The organism is Thermosynechococcus sp. M98_K2018_005 (assembly GCF_015295825.1).
Classification (GTDB): domain Bacteria; phylum Cyanobacteriota; class Cyanobacteriia; order Thermosynechococcales; family Thermosynechococcaceae; genus Thermosynechococcus.
The window spans coordinates 1-19,504 of record NZ_DVEH01000022.1 but is presented as its reverse complement, the minus strand read 5'-3'; the positions used below and the strand labels follow the sequence as shown (position 1 = coordinate 19,504).

The following is a 19,504-nucleotide window of genomic DNA, read 5'->3' as shown; positions in this document are numbered from 1 at the left end:
GTTTAATAGACAAACAATAGACAAACATTTAATAGAAGGAGCAATTTCTATGGTGCGCATCTTTCTCATGGGGCTATTGATGGTGTCCCTGTGGCTGCAGAGTTCCTCGGCCACCTTGGCCAGTGTGACTCCCGATGAACTGGGGAAGGCCGTAACCGCCATTGAACAATTGGATCAAATGCGCATTGGCCTTGCCTCTACCCTAGAGGGCAGTACCACCGAACCCACCCTTGACACCTTTAAAGCGGTCTGTGCTCCCGTGGGCCAGAAAGCAAAGGAAATTGCTGCCGCCAACGGCTGGCAAGTGCGTCAGGTGGCCCTCAAGTACCGCAACCCCAACCATGCCCCGCGCACAGCCCTCGAAGTGCAAGCCCTTAATCGCTTTGATAACAATCGTCAACTCCAAGCCTTTTGGCAAACGGATGCGGAAGGGGTGCACTACTTCCGTCGCATTGATGTTCAAGCCAGTTGCCTTGCCTGTCACGGGGCTAAAAAGCGGCGGCCTGCCTTTATTCAAGAAAAATATCCCAGCGATCGCGCCTATGACTTTCGCGTTGGCGATCTGCGGGGCATGTACGCTGTGACCATTCCGCAAATTCAACAGGCACTCCAAACCTCACCCTAGGGAGGAACTTCAATAAAACGTTGACAGCGTTTGTGACTTCCTGTTCGTCATTCCCCTATGGCTGGCGGTATCTCCCAGTAGTCCTGCCATGATTCCCACTTGAAGAGGCTCCCAGGGCAGTTGCGGCATCCGTTGGGCGATAATCGTGGCTTCACGTGGCAGGTGATTCTTTTTTCCGGTCGTGACCAGTTACGCTTGGTGGGGTTGCCCGAGCAGTACCACTTTCGCCCTCCCGATCCCTTGGTGCTGATCACGTCGAGCGGTCAAACCCTCACAGCCGTGGATGACTTTCCCAAGGCAGACACTGTTGCCAATGTGAGAAGTTTGACCGGTGGCCCCTCGCCTCGCAATTGCCCAAGAGTGAACCTTTGGTACTGCGTTCGCCCCTAGCGGAGCAGGGGATTGAGATTGCTGTGCCTGCCGCTGTGGCGATCGAGTGGCAGGCTCTGATCGAGGGAGTCTAGGAACGGCTGCTGATGGGCGTGGGTGTTCCGAGGGCAAGGAGCAGGGCTTGGGCTTTGCTCAGGGATTCTTGCCATTCCCGCTGTGGATCACTGTCGGCCACAATACCAGCCCCCACTTGCCCCCAAGTCGTCTGGCGATCGCCCGCCACCAAAAGGGTGCGAATGAGGATATTCAAATCTAGATGCCCCCGCTGATCCCAATAGCCACAGGAACCGTAGAACAAATTGCGGGGAAAGGGTTCAAGAGCTGCCAAAATCTCCATGCAGCGCACTTTGGGACAGCCGGTAATCGTGCCACCGGGAAAGAGGGCACGGATCACATCGACAGGGGACAGCCCCCGCTGCAATTTGCCGCGAACATTGCTTACCAAGTGAATCACATGGCTGTAGTACTCCAGTGTGAGGAGTTCATCCACCACCACACTGCCCCACTGGCACACTCGCCCCAAGTCATTGCGCTCTAAATCCACGAGCATAATGTGTTCTGCCTGTTCCTTGGTATTCCTAAGGAGTTCCTCGGCCTGGGCGCGATCGCCCGCTGGCGTTTGGCCGCGCGGACGGGTACCGGCAATGGGTCGCGTTTGCACCCTATCTCCCTGAACTTGCACTAAGCGTTCCGGTGAGCAACTGACAATGTAGCCCCAAGGGGTCTGCCAAAAACTGGCAAAGGGAGAGGGGTTAATCTGCTGAAGCCGCAGGTATTGTTGCCAAGGATCAACGTGCCCGTAATGGCAAAAGCGTGCCGACAGATTGGCCTGAAAAATATCCCCGGCGCGAATATGGCGGAGAATCTGCTGCACTGCTGCCTGGTAGGTATCGGGTTGCCAGCCAGCGGCTAGTTCAATGCTGCCGGGGCGATCGGGCACCCAGAGAGATTCCTCCGGGGGCGTTTCCTCAAGCGCTTCTTGCAGCGCTGCCAGTTGGCTAGGGGTCGAAGCCGCCAAGTAGAGCAAATCTTCCTGGTGATCCAAAACGGCAAAGGCTGCGGGTTCATACCAAAAGGCCACTGGAAAAGGGAGAGGATCAGGTTTTAGAGGGGGGAGGACCTCAATTTCCCACGCCAACTCATACCCCAGCCATCCCAACCAGCCACCCGTAAAGGGCAGATGGCGCACTGCTTCGGGAACTGCTGCACATTGGGGAAACCTTTGTAGCGTCGGCAGGACTTGACCCAAGGAGAGTGGCCATTGGCGATCGCCCCGGGGGGAACCCGCACAAATGGAGTAGCGAGCTTGGGGAGTGGGGGCTTGGGCTGGACTTTCGAGGAGGACGGCAATCGGCTCCGCCAAAAATAACTGCTGAAAAACGGCGCGACCCGTGCGACCCCGCAGCGGCAAACAGCACCATAGCCACGGCTGACAGGGGAACATCAATGGTGTGTCACTCCCAACCAACCCAAACGAACCAGCCAAAATAACCCCATGCCCCCCAGAGCCAGCCAATCTCGCCGCTGCAATCGCAGATGGTGCCAAGGATTATCGTAGGTTCCCGCTTCTTGGAAGCCCCGCACCTGCATGGCACAGGCCACCTGTTCTGCCCGCAGGAGTAAATTGTCCAACAGCCGTACCGCTAAGGTGAGCCACAGCTTGATACTGCCTTTAATGCCCACCAATCGCCAATTGATGGCACGCGTCCGCACGGAGCGGCTCAGGTTTTGCACCTCTTCCAAGACCAAGGGAATAAACCGCAGCGACAGCGTCAAGGTCAGGGCAATTTCGGCCACCGGCAGCTTAAAGCGTTTCAGGGGCTGCATCAGATTTTCCAAGCCAGCGGTGACTTCCTCAGGGGCAGTGGTGAGCAAAAACAGATGCGTACTATAAAGGAGCGTAAACAGCAGGGTACTCAGTCGTAACCCCAAATCCAGCGATCGCTGGGAAACTTGCAGATGAATGGGAAACTGACCCACGTGGGTATGAAACTGCCACAGGAGATAACTGTAACTCGTAGGCGGAACTGTGGCGGCTAAAGGGCGACGGGGTTGATAGGTGACAGCCATCCCATCGGGCATCAAAGCCGTGATCACCAGAATTAAACTACCCACCAAGAGGAGCCACAGCAGTTGCCGTCGCCACACCCGCGCCGGAATTCCCCCTAGGAGGGTCAGGAGAATTAAACTGACCACTAACCCCAACCGCCAAGTGACATCCGCCAAAATGGGTGCCAAGAGAAACGTCATCAACCACGCCAACTTAACCCGTGGATCAAGGCGGTGTAGCCAAGTAACAGGTTGTTCAAGGTATAGCCCCAAAGGCAGAGATCGCAACAGATCCATGGAAAATAACTAGTTCTTCTCCAGTTCCCGCCGCAGAGCTTCCAACTCTGGATCGTAGGCAGGGGTGCTGCTGGGTGACAGTTGCGGATTGGCCAATTCTGCCTTTAGCCGTGCTAAATCGTCCTCCACACTGCCCGCTTCGAGGGCGGCAAACTTGGCTTCGAGGGTATCGCTACTAAGTTCAGCCACGGCTTGAGAGCGAGCCTCCATTTCCTGAACCCGTTCCTCCATGCGCTCAAAGGCGGCCATTGGGGCATTAGTGTTGATGCTGCTAAAGGTTTGCTGCAGTTGCTCTGAAGCTTTTGCTGCCCGTGCCCGTGCCACCAGCATTTCTTTACGGGTTCTCGCCTCAGCAATCTTGCTTTCAAGCTGCTGCATTTGTTTTTTGAGAGCTTCCACTTGGGTCACGGACTGCTCCAGTTGCCCTTTAAGAGCCATGGCTGCATTCATCGCCGTTTGTTTGCGACCCAAAGCCTCGCGAGCTAATTCATCATCCCCATGTTGCAGGGCAATTTTGGCACGGCGCTCCCACTCAGCCGCCTGCTGTTGATTTTGGTTGAACTGTTGCTCTAACCGCTTTTGGGAGGCGATCGCTTGGGCAACGGCTTGCCGCAGGGTGACTAGATTGTCCTGCATTTCAATTATGGTCTGCTCGAGGATTTTTTCGGGATCTTCGGCAGCACCCACCAGTGCATTGAGCCAACTGCGAGCCACACGGCTGACGCGATCAAACAGTCCCACAGCGTTATCTCCCTATTGGTTCCTTATCTATAGCAGTATGCCACTTTATCCAAGCTGTTTGGCCACGAGTCCAAAAAACGGTCGCTGCTGTAGGCTTAACCTATAGTAAAGTCATTAGAATGCGGGTCCTACTTTAGTGATGTCTGCTTCTTCGGGGCGACCTTCAGACGCCTTTGATAAACATTGAAGTTAAGCTGATCAACGCCGAACTGAGGGAGGTGCAATTGCGCCAAGCCAACCTGAGTCACGCTAACCTGCGGGGCACAGTCCTGCCCAATGGCCGCTTGTCCGATTAGCTAAAGCTGGTTCAAAAAAGCTTGCAGCCGTTGCCAAAAGCGCTCCGTCTCCGCTGCTGTGCCAATTGTGACCCGAATTCCGCCAGCGATCGCCCGCACAAGGGTACCCTGACTCCTCAAGGCATCACACAGGGGCTGGGTGTGTTGCGGTTCCTGCAGACGGAAAAAGAGAAAATTGGCCACACTGGGCCATACCCGCAGTTGGGGGCACGCCTGAAGCCGTTCATAAAGGCGCTCCCGCTCCGCCAGCACCGTCGGAATCTCTGCCAGCAAGGCCATCCGATGGTCAAGGGCAACTTGCGCCGCCACTTGAGAAAACGTAGGCAGGTTATAGGGCAGACGAACCTTTTCTAAAACCGCAATCACCTCTGCATTGCCAATGGCGTAGCCCACCCGATGGGCGGCGAGTCGAAAGGCCTTGGAAAACGTACGCAGAATCAACCAGTTGGGATGGGCTGCCAAGTCTCCCACCAGTGTCTTGCCCGAAAATTCAAAATAGGCCTCATCAATCACCACTAAAATGTCCTCAGGAAGCTGCCGTAGCCAGTCCACCTCCGCTGTGGTTAGGGGATTCCCCGTCGGAGAATTGGGTTGCAGCATAAAGAGAACGCGCACGGGGGGATCCGCTTGGGCAATGAGGGTATTGGCTTCAGCAATTTGCACGGCAAAGGTGTCAGGATCGCGGGGCGATCGCTGGACGGGAATCCCTAGGGTTTGGGCGAGGATCCCGTATATGGAAAATGTCGGCTCTGCCACTAGGATAGAACTGTAGCCCCCGATCGCAGTGGCCAGTAAAATCGAGCGAATGAGCTCATCGGAGCCGTTGCCAACGGCAATTTGGTGTGGGGAGACTTCAGTTGGGCTGTGTTCACTGACATAGCGGGCGATCGCCTGCCGCAGCGGCCAATGATGACTGTCGGGATAGCGATGACTGGCGAGGGTGCTGACGTACTGTTGAGCTAACGCCTCCTTAAGGGCCGTGGGCAAATCCCACGGAAACTCATTGGTATCGAGGTAATCCAGTTCTAGCGGTAGGGAGTCGCTCGTGGGGGTGGAGTAGGCGCGGAAGTTGCTCAGTTCTGGACGAAGAAACGTCGCCATGCCAAGACAGTATAAAGGGATTCAACTATAATAGCACTGAGCTTTTTGCCCTAATTTGCTGCCAGCCCTGACACTCAATCTTCATCTTTTGATTACGTAGAGGCGAATGTTCCTATGGCGCGTACCGACTTCAAAGATTACTACGAAATCCTCGGGGTCAGCAAAAATGCCACGGATGCCGAAATTCGGCAAGCCTTTCGCCGCCTTGCTCGCAAGTATCACCCCGACTTAAATCCGGGGGACAAAGAGGCAGAAGCTCGTTTCAAGGAAATTAACGAAGCCCACGAAGTGCTCTCGGATCCGCAAAAACGACGCAAATACGATCAATTTGGTCAGTATTGGCAACAGGCCAGTGCAGCGGGGGCGGGGGGCTTTAATGTCAATGTGGGTGACTTCGACGTTGATTTTGGTCAGTTTGCCAACTTTGAAGACTTTATCAATGAATTGCTAGGGCGATTTGCCACTGGCACGACCACAGGGCGTACCCGCACTTGGAGCAGCCCAGGGTTTGATCCATCGGCATTTGGCGGCACCAATGTTGATGCGGAAGTCCAAATTAGCTTCCAAGAGGCCTTTCAGGGCTGCCAGAAATCATTTACCATTGGTAATCAACAGGTGACTGTGACGATTCCCGCTGGTATTAAGCCGGGGACGAAGTTGCGGCTGCGGGGCAAAGGTCAATATAACCCCTACACCCAACAGCGGGGGGATTTATATCTCACGGTACAGGTGGCGCCCCATCCCCTCTTCCGCTTTGAAGAGGATCAACTGGTGATTGATTTGCCGATCACGCCGGATGAAGCGGCTTTGGGTGCCCAAGTCACGGTGCCGACGCCCTCGGGGAATGTGGTTTTGAATGTGCCTGCGGGCACGCGATCGGGGCAATCTCTGCGGTTACGGGGCAAAGGGTGGCGCAGTAGTAGCGGCGTTGCTGGCGATCTCCTGGCTAAAGTACAAATTGTGCCCCCCAAATCCCTGAGTGCCCAAGAAAAAGAACTTTACGAAAAATTGCGATCGCTCCGCACCTTTAACCCTCGTGCCCATTGGCCAGTCTAAGTCAGGGAAATTGTCGCGATTTGACGTCTTGGCAGTAGCGCTCAAAGGCAGCAATCGCCTGAGTGGCCAAGTCGGCATACCCTTTAGCAAAGGGGGGCACCTGTGGACTCAAGCCCAAAACATCTGCCGTCACCAACACCTGACCATCACAGTGGGGGCCAGCCCCAATCCCAATTGTCGGAATCTTGAGTTTGGCAGTAATCTGCTGTGCCAAATCCGCAGGAATATGCTCCAAAATGATGCCAAAGGCACCCGCTTCGGCCAGAGCAAGGGCATCCGCTAGAATCGCGTCTGCACCTTGGGGAGTATTCCCCTGTTGTCGCCAGCCCCCCAATTGATGCACCTGTTGGGGCAACAGACCTACATGACCCAGCACCGGAATTCCAGCCTCAACAAGGCGCCGTGTGGCTGCCTGAACCACGGGCGAAGCACCTTCCATTTTCACTGCTTGCACGTCTGCTTCTTTGATTAAACGCCCCGCCGATCGCAGAGCCTGCTCTGGGCTTTCTTGGTAGCTCAAAAAGGGCAGATCACACACGAGGAAACTGTGGCTGACCCCTCGGCGCACCGCCTGCGCATGGTGAATCATCTGGTCGAGGGTCACAGGCAACGTGGTTTGATAGCCAAGGGCAACCATACCAAGGGAATCCCCCACAAGGATCACATCCACCCCCGCCGCATCCAATAGCCGCGCCCACAGATAATCCCAAGCCGTAAGCATTGTAATCGGCTCTCCCTGCTGTTTTTTTTGCTGGAGTTGGGGTAATGTTACGGGGCGACGCACCATAGCCATGTCCACGAGCTTCGTATCCCCATCCTCTAAAGGAACGGTGAAAACGTCAATTTAGCCACAGGCATAGAGTCTAGTGATATGATTGGGGCGCGATGTTAGCCACAATACGCATGTCTTTGCCTGCCTTTGTCGAAGCCCTATTAACCCCTGCTGCCTACCCCCATGCGGTCACCACGCCGATTCAATTGCTGCAAACGCATATTTCCTATGTGTTTCTGACGGGGGACTATGCCTATAAGGTGAAAAAGCCGGCGGATTTTGGGTTTTTGAACTTTACAACCCTAGAAAAGCGGCTATTTTACTGTCAGGAAGAGTTACGGCTGAATCGCCGCTTGGCGCCAGATCTCTACTTGGCTGTGGTACCCATTGTAGCGGTGGGCGATCGCTATTGGGTGGCGGATCCCCAAGACTTACCTGCGGGAGCTGAGGTGATTGACTATGCCGTGCAAATGCGGCAATTTGATCAGTCGCAACTGTTTTCTCACCTCTTTGCAGCCAACCAAGTCACCCCCCACCTAATTGAATCCCTCGGTAAAGAACTGGCTCACTTTCACCGCACGGCTGCCACCAGTCCCCACATTAGTGAATTTGGTTCCCCGCGGGCGATCGCCCAAGTGATTAACAATTGCCATGCCTTGGCTGCCCAGTTTGTCGGGCGCTGTCAATCCCCAGAGCAGTACGCGGCAATTCAGACCTTCACTGATGACTTTTTGACGCGGCATCAAGAGTGGTTTGTGCAGCGGCAAGCCGGAGGCAAAATTCGCGAGTGCCACGGTGATCTGCACCTGAATAATATTTGTCTGTACAAGGGCAAGGTGCAAATTTTTGACTGCATTGAGTTCAACGAAGAATTTCGCAATATTGATGGCATTTATGACGCCGCCTTTTTGCTGATGGATCTGGAGTTTCGCGGCCGTGGCGACTTGGCCAATCTTTTCCTCAACACCTACTTGGAATGGAGTGGTGACTATGAGGGGGCAGTGCTCTTGCCGCTGTACCTCTGTGTAAGGGCCTATATTCGGGGCAATGTGAACTCCTTGGCCCTCAATGATCCCGCCATTAGCGAGGCCGAAAAGGCACAGATTCAAGCCACGGCTGCGGCCTACTATGAGGCTGCCTATCGCTATACCCAACCGCGCCAAGCCAAGCTCTATGTCATGTGTGGCCTTTCCGGGGCAGGCAAAAGTACACGGGGGCGGGGTCTAGCTCAAGGGGAGCAGGCCATTCAAATCCGCTCCGATGCTGTGCGCAAACATTTGGCGGGCTTACCTCTCGATCGCCCCAGTACGGATTTTCCTGAGGTGGCTCTCTACTCTGAGGCCATGACCCAAAAAACTTATGATCAGCTCTTGGCCTATGCGGAATTGTTGCTGCGTCAAGGACAAACGGTGATTTTGGATGCGAAGTACGATCGCGTGGCGCTGCGCCAACCAGTGATTGCCCTCGCAGAGAAATTACACGTGCCCCTAGAGATTCATTTCTGTAGTGCGCCCCCGGAGGAACTGCACCGTCGCCTGAGGGAGCGCCAAGGGGATATTGCCGAGGCCACGCCCGATCTCATTGCTGCTCAAATGGCCAGTTTTGAATCCTTTTTGCCTGAGGAGGACCCCTATGTTCGCCATGTGTGTGACTAGGACGAGCGGGACTGATAATAGGAACAGTGCAATAGGACGGGTCTGATGTATCACATTGGTTTACTGGGGTTGGGCACTGTCGGTGGCGGTGTGGCGCAAATTTTGGCGGATCCAGCGGGACGCCATCCGCTGCTCAAGGAACTGGCGATCGCCCAAGTGGGGGTACGGGATATCCATAAGCCCCGCGCCGTTGCCCTTGATCCGCAATTGTTGACAACGGATTTAGAAAGTATTGTCACCAACCCAGCCATTGACATTGTGGTGGAAGTCCTCGGCGGCATTGAACCGGCGCGATCGCTCATCCTCAAGGCCATTGCCCACGGCAAGCACATTGTCACCGCCAACAAGGCTGTCATTGCCCGTCATGGTGCCGAAATTTTTGATGCCGCCAATGCTCAAGGGGTCTATGTGATGCTCGAAGCTGCCGTGGCTGGTGGGATTCCCGTCATTCAAGCCCTGAAACAGAGTCTAGGGGCCAATCGTATCCACAGTGTCAGTGGCATTCTCAACGGCACCACCAACTACATCCTGACCCGCATGCAGCAGGAGCAAGGGGATTTTGCCCCTATCCTTGCCGATGCCCAACGCCTAGGGTATGCCGAGGCGGATCCCAGTGCTGACATTGAGGGGTGGGATGCAGCGGATAAAATTGCCATTCTTGCCAGCCTTGCCTTTGGCGGACGGATTCGCCGCGAGGAAGTGTATTGCGAAGGCATTAGTGGCATCACCGCAGCCGATATTGCCTATGCCGAAAAGCTAGGATTTCGCATTAAACTGCTGGCGATCGCTCGCCAACTGAGTGGTCAGCCCCTAGAAGTGCGCGTTCATCCGACGCTTGTGCCCCTCGAGCACCCCCTTGCCGGCGTCAATGGCGTCTTTAATGCCATTCTCCTAGAGGCAGAGCCTTTGGGACAGGTGATGTTCTATGGTCCCGGTGCCGGTGCAGGGGCAACCGCCAGTGCCGTCGTGGCAGATTTAATCAACATTGCCGCCCTTCTCCCCCAAGGACGTGCCAGCCATCCCTTGCTTACCTGCCAGCACGATCAGTTTATGCCGCTGCTACCGATGGCGGAGGTGGATAGTCGTTTCTATGCCCGTGTCCATGCCCAAGATCATCCGGGCGTCCTAGGGAAACTGGGCACCTGTTTTGGCAACCACAACGTTAGCTTGGAATCTCTTGTGCAAATTGGCAGCCATAATGAACTGGCAGAAATTGTGATTGTCACCCACCATGTGCGCGAAGGGGAGTTTCGCCAAGCCATGGCCGAGATTGCGCAGATGGCCGATATTGAAGCTGTGCCCTCGATTTTGCGCGTCTTGGGCACCTCCTAGGGGTTGGGCTTGATGCCGGTTTTCCGCTCCAAAATTTCCTTAACCACGAGTGTTACAAGCGCTAACAAACCCAGGATCACCGCTGCTGCGTAGGCCGACGCCGTGTTGTAGTTTTTGTAGGCGTCTTCCACAAAGAGGGGTAGGGTTTGCGTCAGACCCGCCACATTGCCAGAGACAACTGCCACAGCACCAAACTCTCCCATTGCCCGTGCGTTGGTCAACAAGACTCCATAGAGCAGCCCCCAGCGGATATTGGGCAGAGTGACTCGCCAAAAGGTTTGCCACTCATTGGCACCTAGGGTTTTGGCGGCTTCCTCCTGCTCGGTGCCGATTTCTTCCAGCACAGGGATGACTTCTCGCGCCACAAAGGGCAAGCTCACAAAGGCTGTTGCCAGCACCATTCCCGGAAAAGAGAAAATAACGCGAATATCTAAAGCTTGCAGCCAGCCCCCAAGCCAGCCATTGCGGCCATAGACCAGTACGAGCATCAGTCCAGCAACAACGGGGGAGATGGAGAAAGGTAAGTCAATAATGCTGAGCAAAAGGGTGCGTCCCGGAAAGCGATGGCGGGCAATCGCCCAAGCGGCACAGAGGCCAAAGACCGTGTTTAAGGGCACCACCACCAAGGCAAGGGCAAACGTCAGCCACACTGCATGCAGAAAATCCGGCTCCAGCAAATTTTCCACAAAGGGCATGACTCCCTCGTGAAAGGCTTGAAAAAGGACATTGGCCGCCGGCATCAAAAGCACAAGGGCCAAGTAGGCGATGGCAATGACAATCAAAAGGACGTGCAGCCACGGCTTTTCTTGGGTGGGCGAGGGTTTAATGCTCCGCATAGCGCCGCCCCCATGCTTGCAGCAGATTAATCAGAAATAAAATCGCCAAGGAGACCAAGAGCATCACCGTACCAATAATGGTTGCCGCCTCATAGTCATACTGCTCTAAGCTCTGAAACACCAGCACCGAGGCAATCAAGTCCCGAAACGGAGTGTTGGAGGAAATAATCACAATCGAGCCAAATTCCCCTACTGCCCGTGAGAAGCCTAGGGCAACACCTGTGAGAATAGCGGGCATCAAAGGCGGCAAAATGACTCGCCAAAAGGTCTGCCCATGGGTGGCACCCAGCGACCATGCTGCCTCCTCCACATCCTTTTCCATTTCCGTGAGAACGGGCTGCACCGTGCGAATCACGAAGGGCAGTGAAATAAAGAGCATCGCCACCGCCACCCCCCAGCGGCTGAAGGCAATTCTGATTCCGAAGGGAGCCAATAGGCTACCAACCCAGCCATTTTCGCTATAGACCGTGGCTAGGGTGAGACCCGCCACCGCCGTCGGTAGGGCAAAAGGTAGATCCACGACAGCATCAAAGAAGCGCTTCCCCGGAAAGGAATAGCGCACCAGCACCCAAGCAATCAGGGTACCAAAGACACCATTGATCAGCGCTGCTATCAGGGCAGTGACAAACGTGACTTCATAGGCCGAGAGGGCGATCGCCCGCGTTGCCACCTGCCAAAAATGCACTGGTCCGGCACTACTGGCTCGACTCAAGAGGGCCGCAATGGGCACAGCCAGCATCACCAGTAAGTAAAAAACCGTGATTCTCCAGACCCAAGGAAACTGCCGGCGCTGTTTCTGAGGAGAGAGTGATGGGGAAATGGGGTGGGTAGCGGTCATCAAGCTTGATTCTCCTGCTGAATTTGATCAAACAGGGCGCCATTAGCGAAAAATTGGGCCTGTACCTTCTCCCAGCCCCCTAAATCTGCCACGGTAAAAAGGGTGGGCACGGGTGGAAATTCCTGCCGATGGGCAGCAAGAACTGCGGCATCCACGGGTCGAAAACCATACTGCGCAAAAATTTCTTGGGCTTGGGGGGTGTAGAGAAACTCAATATAGGCCTGTGCCACCTCCCGCGTGCCATGTTTATCCACATACTTGTCCACAAGGGCGATCGGATTTTCAATCAGGATGTTGACAGGAGGAATACTATAGGAGAGGGGGTGTCCCTTTTTTCGTGCCAAGATCACTTCATTTTCATAGTTGATCAGGGCATCTCCTTGTCCCTGTTTCAGAAAAGCATCGGTAGCTTCACGGCCATCCCGAGGTAGGGTAGCCACATGGCGAAAAGCCTTAGTCACAAACTGCTGCGCTTGTTCAGGCGTTCCCCCTGTTTGGGTGATTGATCCCCACAGCGCAAGGAAGTTCCAGCGAGCCGCGCCAGAGGTTTTGGGATCCGCCGTAACAAATGTAACCCCCTCACGAGTGAGGTCTTGCCATGTTTGCAGATTTTTCGGGTTGCCCTCACGGGTAATCAGGGCACAGACAGAGGTGGTGACAATGCTGTTATGGGGGGCTTGACTCGCCCAATCGGGAGGAATTAACCCTGCCTTGACCATGCGATCAATATCTAAGCCGAGGGACAAGTGTACAATATCGGCTTCTAAGCCATCAATCACTGCTCGCGACTGGCGACCGGAAGGTCCGTAGGTAGTGCGAAAACGAACTTTTTGTTGGTGTTCTCGCTCCCACTGGGCGGCAAACAGGGGCATAATAGCCTCATGTGCTGTTTTAGTCACTGCAAACGAGGAGAGGGTCAGATTTATTTGGGCAGGGCGACCATCGGGCAGAGTAGCCTGAAATTGACAAGCAGCGGTCAGACCACTGAGACCTACCGCTAGTAGGAACAAGCTCAACCAAACCCTAAAACGCCGCCAATTGACCATTCTGCTATCAATCTACGATAAATCGGTCGGAATACCGATGTGTAAATCCATCTTAGCAGAAGGGGCGGCGATTCTGGCTGGAATCCTTAAAACGTGATCAGCACCCCCCTAGGATTGGCGGGAATCCCATACTGCGGATGGGGCTTTTTGCGGTGATGGCGCGATCGCGAGGAGGCGGGCGGAACACTAACCACTCCTGGCTGTACCACATACACTGGTTGTGTTTGAGGGGTGGGCACCACATAGACGGGTTGGCTGGGAGGACTCGGCACCACATACACTGGTTGAGGGGAACCACCAAGATTCACGTTGACATTCAATTGAGCCGCGGCTGTATCCGCAAAGGAAAGGACAGCCAAACCAGTCAAGGACGATAGGCTAGTGACTTGGAGTGTCTTCAACATCGTCAACTCCTCCACAGAAAAAACGTACTGCGGGGTCTGACGCTCAAGTTATAGGGAGGGTTCCGATCACATCTGCGACCAAATAAAAAGGGGGGAGAGCTTCCCCCCGTGCAATTAACGTTGCTTACTCAACTCCCTCAATTTTGTCCTCGACCTCTTGATAGAGTTGCCGCAGCAATTCTAGATTGGCCTCACTGGTCTCCCAGTAGCCACGCCCGTGGAGTTCGAGGAAAGTGCTGACCATTTTGCGGAAAGAGTGGGGGTTGGTATTCAGAAGCCGCTGCCGCATCTGCTCATCGAGAATAAACGTGGCATTCGCCTCCTCATAGACCCAGTTATCCACAGCGCCTGCTGTCGCCGACCAGCCCATCGTGTTCACGAGCCGTTTTGAGATCTCGCGCACCCCTTCGTAGCCGTGGGAGAGCATTCCCTCATACCACTTGGGATTCAGGAGCTTGGTACGGCTGTCGAGGCGAACAGTTTCCGAGAGGGTACGCACTTGGGCATGGGCTGTGGTGGTATCGGCAATATAGGCCTTGGGTTGTTTGCCATCGCCGCGCAGTGCCCCCACCAGCTTGGTCGGATCCGAGTCAAAGTAGTGGCTGACATCCGTGAGGCTGATTTCTGAGGAGTCGAGGTTTTGGAATGTCACATCCACCGTTTTGAGGGCGGTTTCAAAGAGTTCCCGCGCCTGCTGCATGGTTCCCGGAGAATCCGCCGAGAAGGCAAAGGACTTACGGGAGAGATACATATCCTGAAGTTCCGATTCCTGTTCCCAAGAGCTATTTTCCACCGCTAGGTTGACATTCGCCGCGTAGGAACCGGAGGCATTGGTAAAGACCCGTGTCGCTGCTTGGCGCAGCTCAATTCCCAATTCTGAGGCCTGTTGCAGGGCGTGCTTGCGGATAAAGTTCAGCTCAAGGGGTTCATCGGCTTCGGCAGCCATCTTGATGGCACGGTCAATGAGTGCCATCTGGTTGATAAAGAGATCGCGGAAGACCCCCGAACAGTTGACGACAACATCAATGCGTGGCCGCCCCAACTCCTCTAGGGGGATGAGTTCCACTTTGTTGACCCGTCCCAAGGAATCGGGTAAAGGACGTGCCCCCACTAGCCAGAGCACTTGGGCAAGGGACTCACCATAGGTTTTGATATTGTCTGTGCCCCAGAGCACCATGGCGATGGTTTCTGGCCATTGGTTGTTGTTTTCCGCTTTTTGCCGCGCTAAAAGGCGATCGACCACAACTTTGGCAGACTGCACAGCAGCGGCAGTGGGAATGGCTTGGGGATCCAAGGCGTGGATATTTTTGCCCGTTGGCAAGACCTCAGGATTGCGAATTGGATCGCCACCGGGGCCGGGGAGAATGTACTCGCCTTCAAGGGCTTGCAGCAGTGCCCCCAGTTCATTGTCGGCAACAATCTGCTGTAAACAGAATTCGAGGTATTCCATGAGGGGCTTGAGGGCAGCGGCATCCACTTGGGTATAGCCTGCACCATGGAGGGATTCAATCCACGGCTCTTTGCGCCCCATGTTAAAGAAGTTCAGCTTCGAGACCCGCGACACACGACCATCGGCATCGGCTTGGGCTTGGACGAGGGCACTGACGGCAGTACGGGTCGCCTCGTTAATCTGGCGCAGCAGTTCAACATCTGCAAGTATCCCGCGATCGCTATTTTGATAAATTTCGTCAATGTCCCGCCCTAGGCTCTCGGCAATGAGCCGGGGCAAGCTCTTAATGCCGTCCTCAGAGCGATCCAAGCTGGCAATATTGACCAACGTGGCCACCGCTTCTTCCGTTGTTGGTGGTTTGCCAATCACGTGCAGGCCACAGGGCAAGAGGCGGCTTTCAATCTCCATTAACTTGATATAGACCTTGCCCACGAGGGTATCGCGCTCTTCGGCACTGAGATCCGCCGCGTCCTTATCGGGGAGAGCCACATCTTGATCGAGATTGACCATGCGGCACTTGTCCATGATCGTGTTGACAATCTGAATCCCCCGACCACTGTCTTTCAGGGTTTGGTAGGAACCAATGAGATCGCTGAGTTCCCGTAGCCCTTTGTAGAGACCAGCATTTTCTGCTGGCGGGGTGAGGTAGCTAATGGTGTTGGCATAGCTGCGGCGCTTGGCAATGGTGGCTTCGGAGGGGTTATTGGCGGCGTAGTAGTAAAGGTTGGGAATACAGCCAATGAGATTATCGGGGTAGCAATCCCCAGACATCCCCATCTGTTTACCCGGCATAAACTCTAGAGAACCGTGGGTGCCAAAGTGGAGCACCGCATCCGCCTGCCAAATGTGATTGAGGAAGGTGTAGTAGGCAGCAAAGCCGTGGTGGGGACTGGCGGAGCGAGAAAAGAGCAGCCGCATTGGATCCCCTTCGTAGCCAAAGGTGGGCTGTACACCAATAAAGACGTTGCCGTAGGTTTTGCCGTAGATGAGTAGGTTTTGGCCGTCACTGTTGAGGTGCCCCGGCGGTTTGCCCCAGTTTTCTTCGAGGCGTTTGGCGTAGGGGGTGAGGCGCTCGTATTCAGGCACGCTCATGCGGTAGGCAATGTTAAGTTCGGGACTCCCTACTTGGGCACGGGCATCGTGGAGAATTTCCTGCATCAGGGCTTCGGCACTCTCCGGCATGTCCTGCACGTCATAGCCATTGTTTTTCAGGGCTTCCATGACTTTGTAGATGGAGCCAAAGACATCCAAATAGGCGGCAGTGCCGACGTTGCCTTTATCCGGCGGGAAGCTAAAGATGGTGATAGCAACTTTCTTTTGCACCTTGGGTTTGCGGCGCAAATTGGCCCACTTCAGTGCCCGCTGCACAATCATTTCGACGCGGTCTTGCAGAGCGATCGCCTTACCGGTCATGCCATCGCGACCGGAAAGAATAATTGGCTCAATGGCACCATCCAGTTCCGGTAGGGCAATTTGCAGTGCCACTTGAATCGGGTGTAGCCCCAGATCACTGTCTTCCCATTCCTCAGTGGTTTGAAACACCAAGGGCAGGGCCACCATGTAGGGACGGTTGAGTTTTTTCAGTGTCGCCACAGCTTTGGGATGATCCTGCTTGGCAGGCCCCCCCACAAGGGCAAATCCCGTTAGAGAGACAACGGTATCAACAATGGGTTTTTCAGGGTTGACAGGATCGTAGAAGAATTTTTCCAGTGGTGTTGAAAAGTCTAGTCCGCCCGAGAAGACGGGAATCACCCGCGCCCCTTGGGATTCAAACTCTTGCACTATGGCGACATAGTGGGCGTCATCACCCGTGACAAGGTGGGTACGCTGCAACAGCAGGCCGATGGTGGGCACAAGGGGATCCTTCAGATCAGCGCCAATATCGCGGCGACTGTTGAACCAGTTGAGGTACTCCTTGAGATCCTCAAACATTTGCGGTGCAAGGGGGTGCCAAATACCGGTGTCGGGGTAGGTGACCGGTTCTTGGTAGCTGAGGTTGCTGTTTGGCTGACCTTTGAAGACGTAGCGATCGGCCAGCATCAGCAGGAAGTTTTGCAGATTCTCTGGCGACCCCCCCAGCCAGTACTGGAAGCTAAGCATGAAGTTGCGGGCATCCTGTGCTTTGTCAATGGGGAGGTACTTCAGGACTTGGGGCAGGGTTCGCAAGAGTTTGAGCATGGCATCTTGGAAGCCGGCGCCTGACTTCTCCTTGCGCTTCTTCATGAAGTTAGCAATGACGCTCTTGGATTGGCCAATTTGAGCCAAGGAAAAGCTGCCCATTTTGTTGAGGCGCATCACCTGCGGCAAGGAGGGGAAGACAACCGCTACATCGAGGCGATCGCGATAGGGCTGAACGGCCTCGACCACCTTATCAGCTAAGTCCTCAATAAAGATGAGGGAGGCGATAAACACATTCGCCCGCGCCACGTCTTCACAGAAGGCGGCATAGTTTTCGGGATTGCGCAGTTCCTCAAGGAGATAGCCACTGATTTCAATGGCCACCTGTGGATGGGTATCGTTAATGCTGCGAACCGCTGCCGACAGCGCGCTCTGGTATTGGGCTTCAAGTACCACATACACCACTCGCAACAGCGATCGCCCCTTTAACGCCGCTGGCGCGATATGCCGAATCGTGGACTTGACGTGGGTGAACATGCGTTCAAACTCCTTGTAACGATCGAGACCAAACCCCAAGTGGGATATACACCCCTTTAACGATGGAGGACATATTAAGGAGGTACTGTCCGGCACTGGTTTTCACAGTGCTGTGGGTCTTCCATCCTTGCAAGAAGGGCTGTACCTCTTGTGGTTGTAGCAGAAAATCAAGCTGTGGAGCGACTTTGCGCCCCTGTGGTAACAAATTGCAAAGCTTTGCTACCTAAGTATTAAAACTTATTACAGGACTTGACTGATGGGAAGTTAGTGGCACCAGGCAACCGTTTTCCAATCGCCACGTGCGATCGCTAATCTCCCGCAATTCAGTGGCCTCATGGGTGACCACAAGCAGGCTCCAGTGTTCCTTGAGGCGGCGCAGCACCTGTACCAATTGGCGGCGCATTGACCAATCAAGACCCGCGGTGGGTTCATCGAGCAAGAGCAGGTAGGGTTGGCGCACCAGTTGCACAGCAAGAGCGAGGCGACGCTGCTGACCACCACTCAAGGATTCGGGGCGGGTGTGCAAAGGCAAATGATCAAGGCCCACATCAGCAAGGGCACGGTAAAAGTTTTCGTAGGGAATTTCTGGGTGACCAAAGCGTAGCTCTTCGAGAATGGTACTGCCACAGAAGTAGCGATCCGGGAACTGAAAGACCAATCCGGCCAACTGTTGTAAGTGATCTGGTGTGAGGACCTGATCCTGCCATCGAATGATTCCCCGACTGGGGGCGGCCAAGCCCGCTAAAATCTCTAGTAGGGTAGTTTTGCCCGATCCACTGGGTCCGATAATTAATCCCAGTTCAGCCATACCCAAGTCTAAGTTAATGTCCCGCAAAATGGGCTGAGGGGTGGCGGCGGGGTGGTAGCTGAGATGGTGAACTGAAAACAAGATGCAGACTCCGGAGGTAACGACCGTGCAAACACGTCAACTGCGCCTGTGGCAACGTTTTGCTCTCTATCTTAGTGGAGCGATCGCCCCCTGGGTACTGAGTACCGCTGCCCTTGCTGGCGATCCTTTCCGCACTGGCTCGCAGGCGCGACCAATTTCAGATCAAACGGAAGCCGTCTTTGTTGCCCTCTTTCGCGATGGTAACTATGTCAAGGGTAAGGAGTTACTGCCTGCAGCCCTAGAGCGCGATCGCCAAGAACCCCTAGCGCTGACGTTGGCTGCCGCCATTGCCTATCTTAATGAAGACTGGACAGGGTACAAACGCTATGCTCAGGAGACCCTTCGCGCTGCCCAAGCCCTCACGAGCCGCGATCCCCTGCGGGGACATCTCTATCAAGCCGTGGGGCATTTCCTGATGGCAGGCTATGAAATTTCCGATGCCGGATCAGGGCCTGTGGCTGGGGGCCCCCGCCGCTCTGTTGCGGGTACAGCGGGTTCTTGATCATGTGGGGCAAGCCGAAGCTATCAATCCTCGCGATCCGGAATTGAATCTTGTGCGTGGCTTTATGGAGTGGGGCATTGCCAGTAATGTCGGCTTTGTCAGCATGGATCGAGCCATTCAAACCCTACAAACCTATGCTGCTCCCAATTACTTGAGTTATCGAGGGCTGGCTTTGGCCTATCGCGATCGCAAGCAATGGCCGCAAGCCTTAAACGCCGTTGATCAAGCCTTGGCACTTGCCCCCAACAATCCAGAACTGCTCTATCTGAAAGCGCAAATTTTAGCCGCCAGTGGCAACCGATCGCAGGCAAAGCAATACTTCCAGCAAGCCATCGCTAAACAAAATCAATTACCACGAGGCATTCGCGAGGAGATTCAGCAGTTCAGCCGCCGCATCGCACCTCAGGGCTAGGGTAGCCGCTGAGACAGTGCTTTTACAATTGGCAAGTCGGCTATATCAGCACTGATTACACCCTTGGCTCGGTCTAAAATGGCAAAAATTTCGGAGCGGCAATCCCATTGGGCAGTTTTGCCGTATTGAAGTGTGAGTTGGGTCAAGACTTCCAAAGC

The 19,504-nt window shown here is 54.7% G+C and carries 20 protein-coding genes; 9 read left to right on the top strand and 11 right to left on the bottom strand.

What is annotated here, in order from left to right; genetic code table 11:
* Window positions 1-49: 49 nt before the first annotated feature.
* The 3 genes from IGQ15_RS03000 (at window position 50) to IGQ15_RS02990 (ending at window position 1,089) form a co-directional block, all read left to right on the top strand.
* Window positions 50-625 (top strand): DUF3365 domain-containing protein, encoded by a 576-nt coding sequence (locus tag IGQ15_RS03000; RefSeq protein WP_297048530.1) that lies wholly within the window; start codon window positions 50-52, stop codon window positions 623-625.
* 99 nt (window positions 626-724) lie between these two features.
* Window positions 725-1,015, top strand: a complete 291-nt coding sequence (locus IGQ15_RS02995; protein ID WP_297048528.1) for a DUF3122 domain-containing protein — start codon at window positions 725-727, stop codon at window positions 1,013-1,015.
* On the top strand, window positions 994-1,089 hold the full coding sequence (locus IGQ15_RS02990; RefSeq protein WP_297048526.1) for a hypothetical protein: 96 nt from the start codon (window positions 994-996) through the stop codon (window positions 1,087-1,089). Before IGQ15_RS02995 ends, IGQ15_RS02990 begins: the two co-directional genes overlap by 22 nt.
* Here the strand turns inward: IGQ15_RS02990 and IGQ15_RS02985 are convergent.
* The 3 genes from IGQ15_RS02985 to IGQ15_RS02975 are packed head-to-tail and all read right to left on the bottom strand — an operon-like array spanning window position 1,086 to window position 4,102.
* On the bottom strand, window positions 1,086-2,459 hold the full coding sequence (locus IGQ15_RS02985; RefSeq protein WP_297048524.1) for an anthranilate synthase component I: 1,374 nt from the start codon (window positions 2,457-2,459) through the stop codon (window positions 1,086-1,088). The genes IGQ15_RS02990 and IGQ15_RS02985 overlap by 4 nt on opposite strands.
* Window positions 2,459-3,361 (bottom strand): CbiQ family ECF transporter T component, encoded by a 903-nt coding sequence (locus tag IGQ15_RS02980; RefSeq protein ID WP_297048522.1) that lies wholly within the window; start codon window positions 3,359-3,361, stop codon window positions 2,459-2,461. The genes IGQ15_RS02985 and IGQ15_RS02980 overlap by 1 nt, the downstream gene beginning before the upstream one ends.
* Before the next feature lie 9 nt (window positions 3,362-3,370).
* Window positions 3,371-4,102, bottom strand: a complete 732-nt coding sequence (locus IGQ15_RS02975) for a PspA/IM30 family protein (RefSeq protein WP_297048521.1) — start codon at window positions 4,100-4,102, stop codon at window positions 3,371-3,373.
* A gap of 173 nt (window positions 4,103-4,275) precedes the next feature.
* Here IGQ15_RS02975 and IGQ15_RS02970 point away from each other — a divergent pair, with 173 nt between their 5' ends.
* Entirely contained in the window at window positions 4,276-4,398 is a 123-nt protein-coding gene (locus tag IGQ15_RS02970) for a pentapeptide repeat-containing protein (protein ID WP_297048519.1), read from the top strand.
* Here the strand turns inward: IGQ15_RS02970 and IGQ15_RS02965 are convergent, their stop codons facing one another.
* Complete coding sequence (locus IGQ15_RS02965; RefSeq protein ID WP_297048517.1) at window positions 4,399-5,499, bottom strand: histidinol-phosphate transaminase; 1,101 nt, start codon at window positions 5,497-5,499, stop codon at window positions 4,399-4,401. It lies immediately after the preceding gene.
* Between the two features lie 114 nt (window positions 5,500-5,613).
* On the opposite strand from IGQ15_RS02965, the gene IGQ15_RS02960 reads away from it, so the two are divergent.
* Window positions 5,614-6,555 (top strand): J domain-containing protein, encoded by a 942-nt coding sequence (locus tag IGQ15_RS02960; protein ID WP_297048515.1) that lies wholly within the window; start codon window positions 5,614-5,616, stop codon window positions 6,553-6,555.
* Between the two features lies 1 nt (window position 6,556).
* Here IGQ15_RS02960 and panB read toward each other — a convergent pair whose 3' ends face one another.
* The gene (gene panB / locus IGQ15_RS02955) at window positions 6,557-7,342 is read right to left on the bottom strand and encodes a 3-methyl-2-oxobutanoate hydroxymethyltransferase (RefSeq protein ID WP_297048513.1); all 786 of its coding nucleotides are present in this window, start codon (window positions 7,340-7,342) and stop codon (window positions 6,557-6,559) included.
* 116 nt (window positions 7,343-7,458) lie between these two features.
* Between panB and IGQ15_RS02950 the strand changes: the two genes are divergently transcribed.
* Entirely contained in the window at window positions 7,459-8,982 is a 1,524-nt protein-coding gene (locus IGQ15_RS02950) for a bifunctional aminoglycoside phosphotransferase/ATP-binding protein (protein WP_297048512.1), read from the top strand.
* 45 nt (window positions 8,983-9,027) lie between these two features.
* Window positions 9,028-10,314 (top strand): homoserine dehydrogenase, encoded by a 1,287-nt coding sequence (locus IGQ15_RS02945; RefSeq protein WP_363315769.1) that lies wholly within the window; start codon window positions 9,028-9,030, stop codon window positions 10,312-10,314.
* On the opposite strand, the gene cysW is transcribed toward IGQ15_RS02945, so the two are convergent.
* From cysW to IGQ15_RS02915, 6 genes are all read right to left on the bottom strand, one after another.
* The gene (cysW, locus tag IGQ15_RS02940) at window positions 10,311-11,150 is read right to left on the bottom strand and encodes a sulfate ABC transporter permease subunit CysW (RefSeq protein ID WP_297048510.1); all 840 of its coding nucleotides are present in this window, start codon (window positions 11,148-11,150) and stop codon (window positions 10,311-10,313) included. The two genes, IGQ15_RS02945 and cysW, sit on opposite strands and share 4 nt — an antisense overlap.
* Complete coding sequence (gene cysT / locus IGQ15_RS02935; RefSeq protein ID WP_297048508.1) at window positions 11,137-11,988, bottom strand: sulfate ABC transporter permease subunit CysT; 852 nt, start codon at window positions 11,986-11,988, stop codon at window positions 11,137-11,139. Before cysT ends, cysW begins: the two co-directional genes overlap by 14 nt.
* Window positions 11,988-13,034 (bottom strand): sulfate ABC transporter substrate-binding protein, encoded by a 1,047-nt coding sequence (locus IGQ15_RS02930; protein WP_297048507.1) that lies wholly within the window; start codon window positions 13,032-13,034, stop codon window positions 11,988-11,990. The genes cysT and IGQ15_RS02930 overlap by 1 nt, the downstream gene beginning before the upstream one ends.
* Window positions 13,035-13,120: 86 nt before the next feature.
* The gene (locus IGQ15_RS02925) at window positions 13,121-13,438 is read right to left on the bottom strand and encodes a hypothetical protein (RefSeq protein WP_297048505.1); all 318 of its coding nucleotides are present in this window, start codon (window positions 13,436-13,438) and stop codon (window positions 13,121-13,123) included.
* 124 nt (window positions 13,439-13,562) lie between these two features.
* Entirely contained in the window at window positions 13,563-17,543 is a 3,981-nt protein-coding gene (locus tag IGQ15_RS02920; protein WP_297048503.1) for a magnesium chelatase subunit H, read from the bottom strand.
* Window positions 17,544-17,766: 223 nt separating this feature from the next.
* Window positions 17,767-18,432 (bottom strand): ABC transporter ATP-binding protein, encoded by a 666-nt coding sequence (locus tag IGQ15_RS02915; protein WP_297048501.1) that lies wholly within the window; start codon window positions 18,430-18,432, stop codon window positions 17,767-17,769.
* Window positions 18,433-18,457: 25 nt separating this feature from the next.
* Here IGQ15_RS02915 and IGQ15_RS02910 point away from each other — a divergent pair, with 25 nt between their 5' ends.
* Both IGQ15_RS02910 and IGQ15_RS02905 read left to right on the top strand, forming a co-directional pair.
* On the top strand, window positions 18,458-18,934 hold the full coding sequence (locus IGQ15_RS02910; RefSeq protein WP_297048499.1) for a hypothetical protein: 477 nt from the start codon (window positions 18,458-18,460) through the stop codon (window positions 18,932-18,934).
* Window positions 18,870-19,346 (top strand): tetratricopeptide repeat protein, encoded by a 477-nt coding sequence (locus IGQ15_RS02905; protein ID WP_297048497.1) that lies wholly within the window; start codon window positions 18,870-18,872, stop codon window positions 19,344-19,346. Before IGQ15_RS02910 ends, IGQ15_RS02905 begins: the two co-directional genes overlap by 65 nt.
* Window positions 19,347-19,504 lie beyond the last annotated feature (158 nt).

Bases quoted from the DNA above. Each gene is read 5' to 3' on its own strand.
- cysT (WP_297048508.1), bottom strand. From the start codon at position 11,988: ATGACCGCTACCCACCCCATTTCCCCATCACTCTCTCCTCAGAAACAG.
- panB (WP_297048513.1), bottom strand. From the start codon at position 7,342: ATGGTGCGTCGCCCCGTAACATTACCCCAACTCCAGCAAAAAAAACAG.
- cysW (WP_297048510.1), bottom strand. From the start codon at position 11,150: ATGCGGAGCATTAAACCCTCGCCCACCCAAGAAAAGCCGTGGCTGCAC.
- IGQ15_RS02920 (WP_297048503.1), bottom strand. From the start codon at position 17,543: ATGTTCACCCACGTCAAGTCCACGATTCGGCATATCGCGCCAGCGGCG.
- IGQ15_RS02950 (WP_297048512.1), top strand. From the start codon at position 7,459: ATGTCTTTGCCTGCCTTTGTCGAAGCCCTATTAACCCCTGCTGCCTAC.
- IGQ15_RS02985 (WP_297048524.1), bottom strand. From the start codon at position 2,459: ATGTTCCCCTGTCAGCCGTGGCTATGGTGCTGTTTGCCGCTGCGGGGT.
- IGQ15_RS02960 (WP_297048515.1), top strand. From the start codon at position 5,614: ATGGCGCGTACCGACTTCAAAGATTACTACGAAATCCTCGGGGTCAGC.
- IGQ15_RS02930 (WP_297048507.1), bottom strand. From the start codon at position 13,034: ATGGTCAATTGGCGGCGTTTTAGGGTTTGGTTGAGCTTGTTCCTACTA.
- IGQ15_RS02945 (WP_363315769.1), top strand. From the start codon at position 9,028: ATGTATCACATTGGTTTACTGGGGTTGGGCACTGTCGGTGGCGGTGTG.
- IGQ15_RS03000 (WP_297048530.1), top strand. From the start codon at position 50: ATGGTGCGCATCTTTCTCATGGGGCTATTGATGGTGTCCCTGTGGCTG.
- IGQ15_RS02980 (WP_297048522.1), bottom strand. From the start codon at position 3,361: ATGGATCTGTTGCGATCTCTGCCTTTGGGGCTATACCTTGAACAACCT.
- IGQ15_RS02965 (WP_297048517.1), bottom strand. From the start codon at position 5,499: ATGGCGACGTTTCTTCGTCCAGAACTGAGCAACTTCCGCGCCTACTCC.
- IGQ15_RS02925 (WP_297048505.1), bottom strand. From the start codon at position 13,438: ATGTTGAAGACACTCCAAGTCACTAGCCTATCGTCCTTGACTGGTTTG.
- IGQ15_RS02905 (WP_297048497.1), top strand. From the start codon at position 18,870: ATGCCGGATCAGGGCCTGTGGCTGGGGGCCCCCGCCGCTCTGTTGCGG.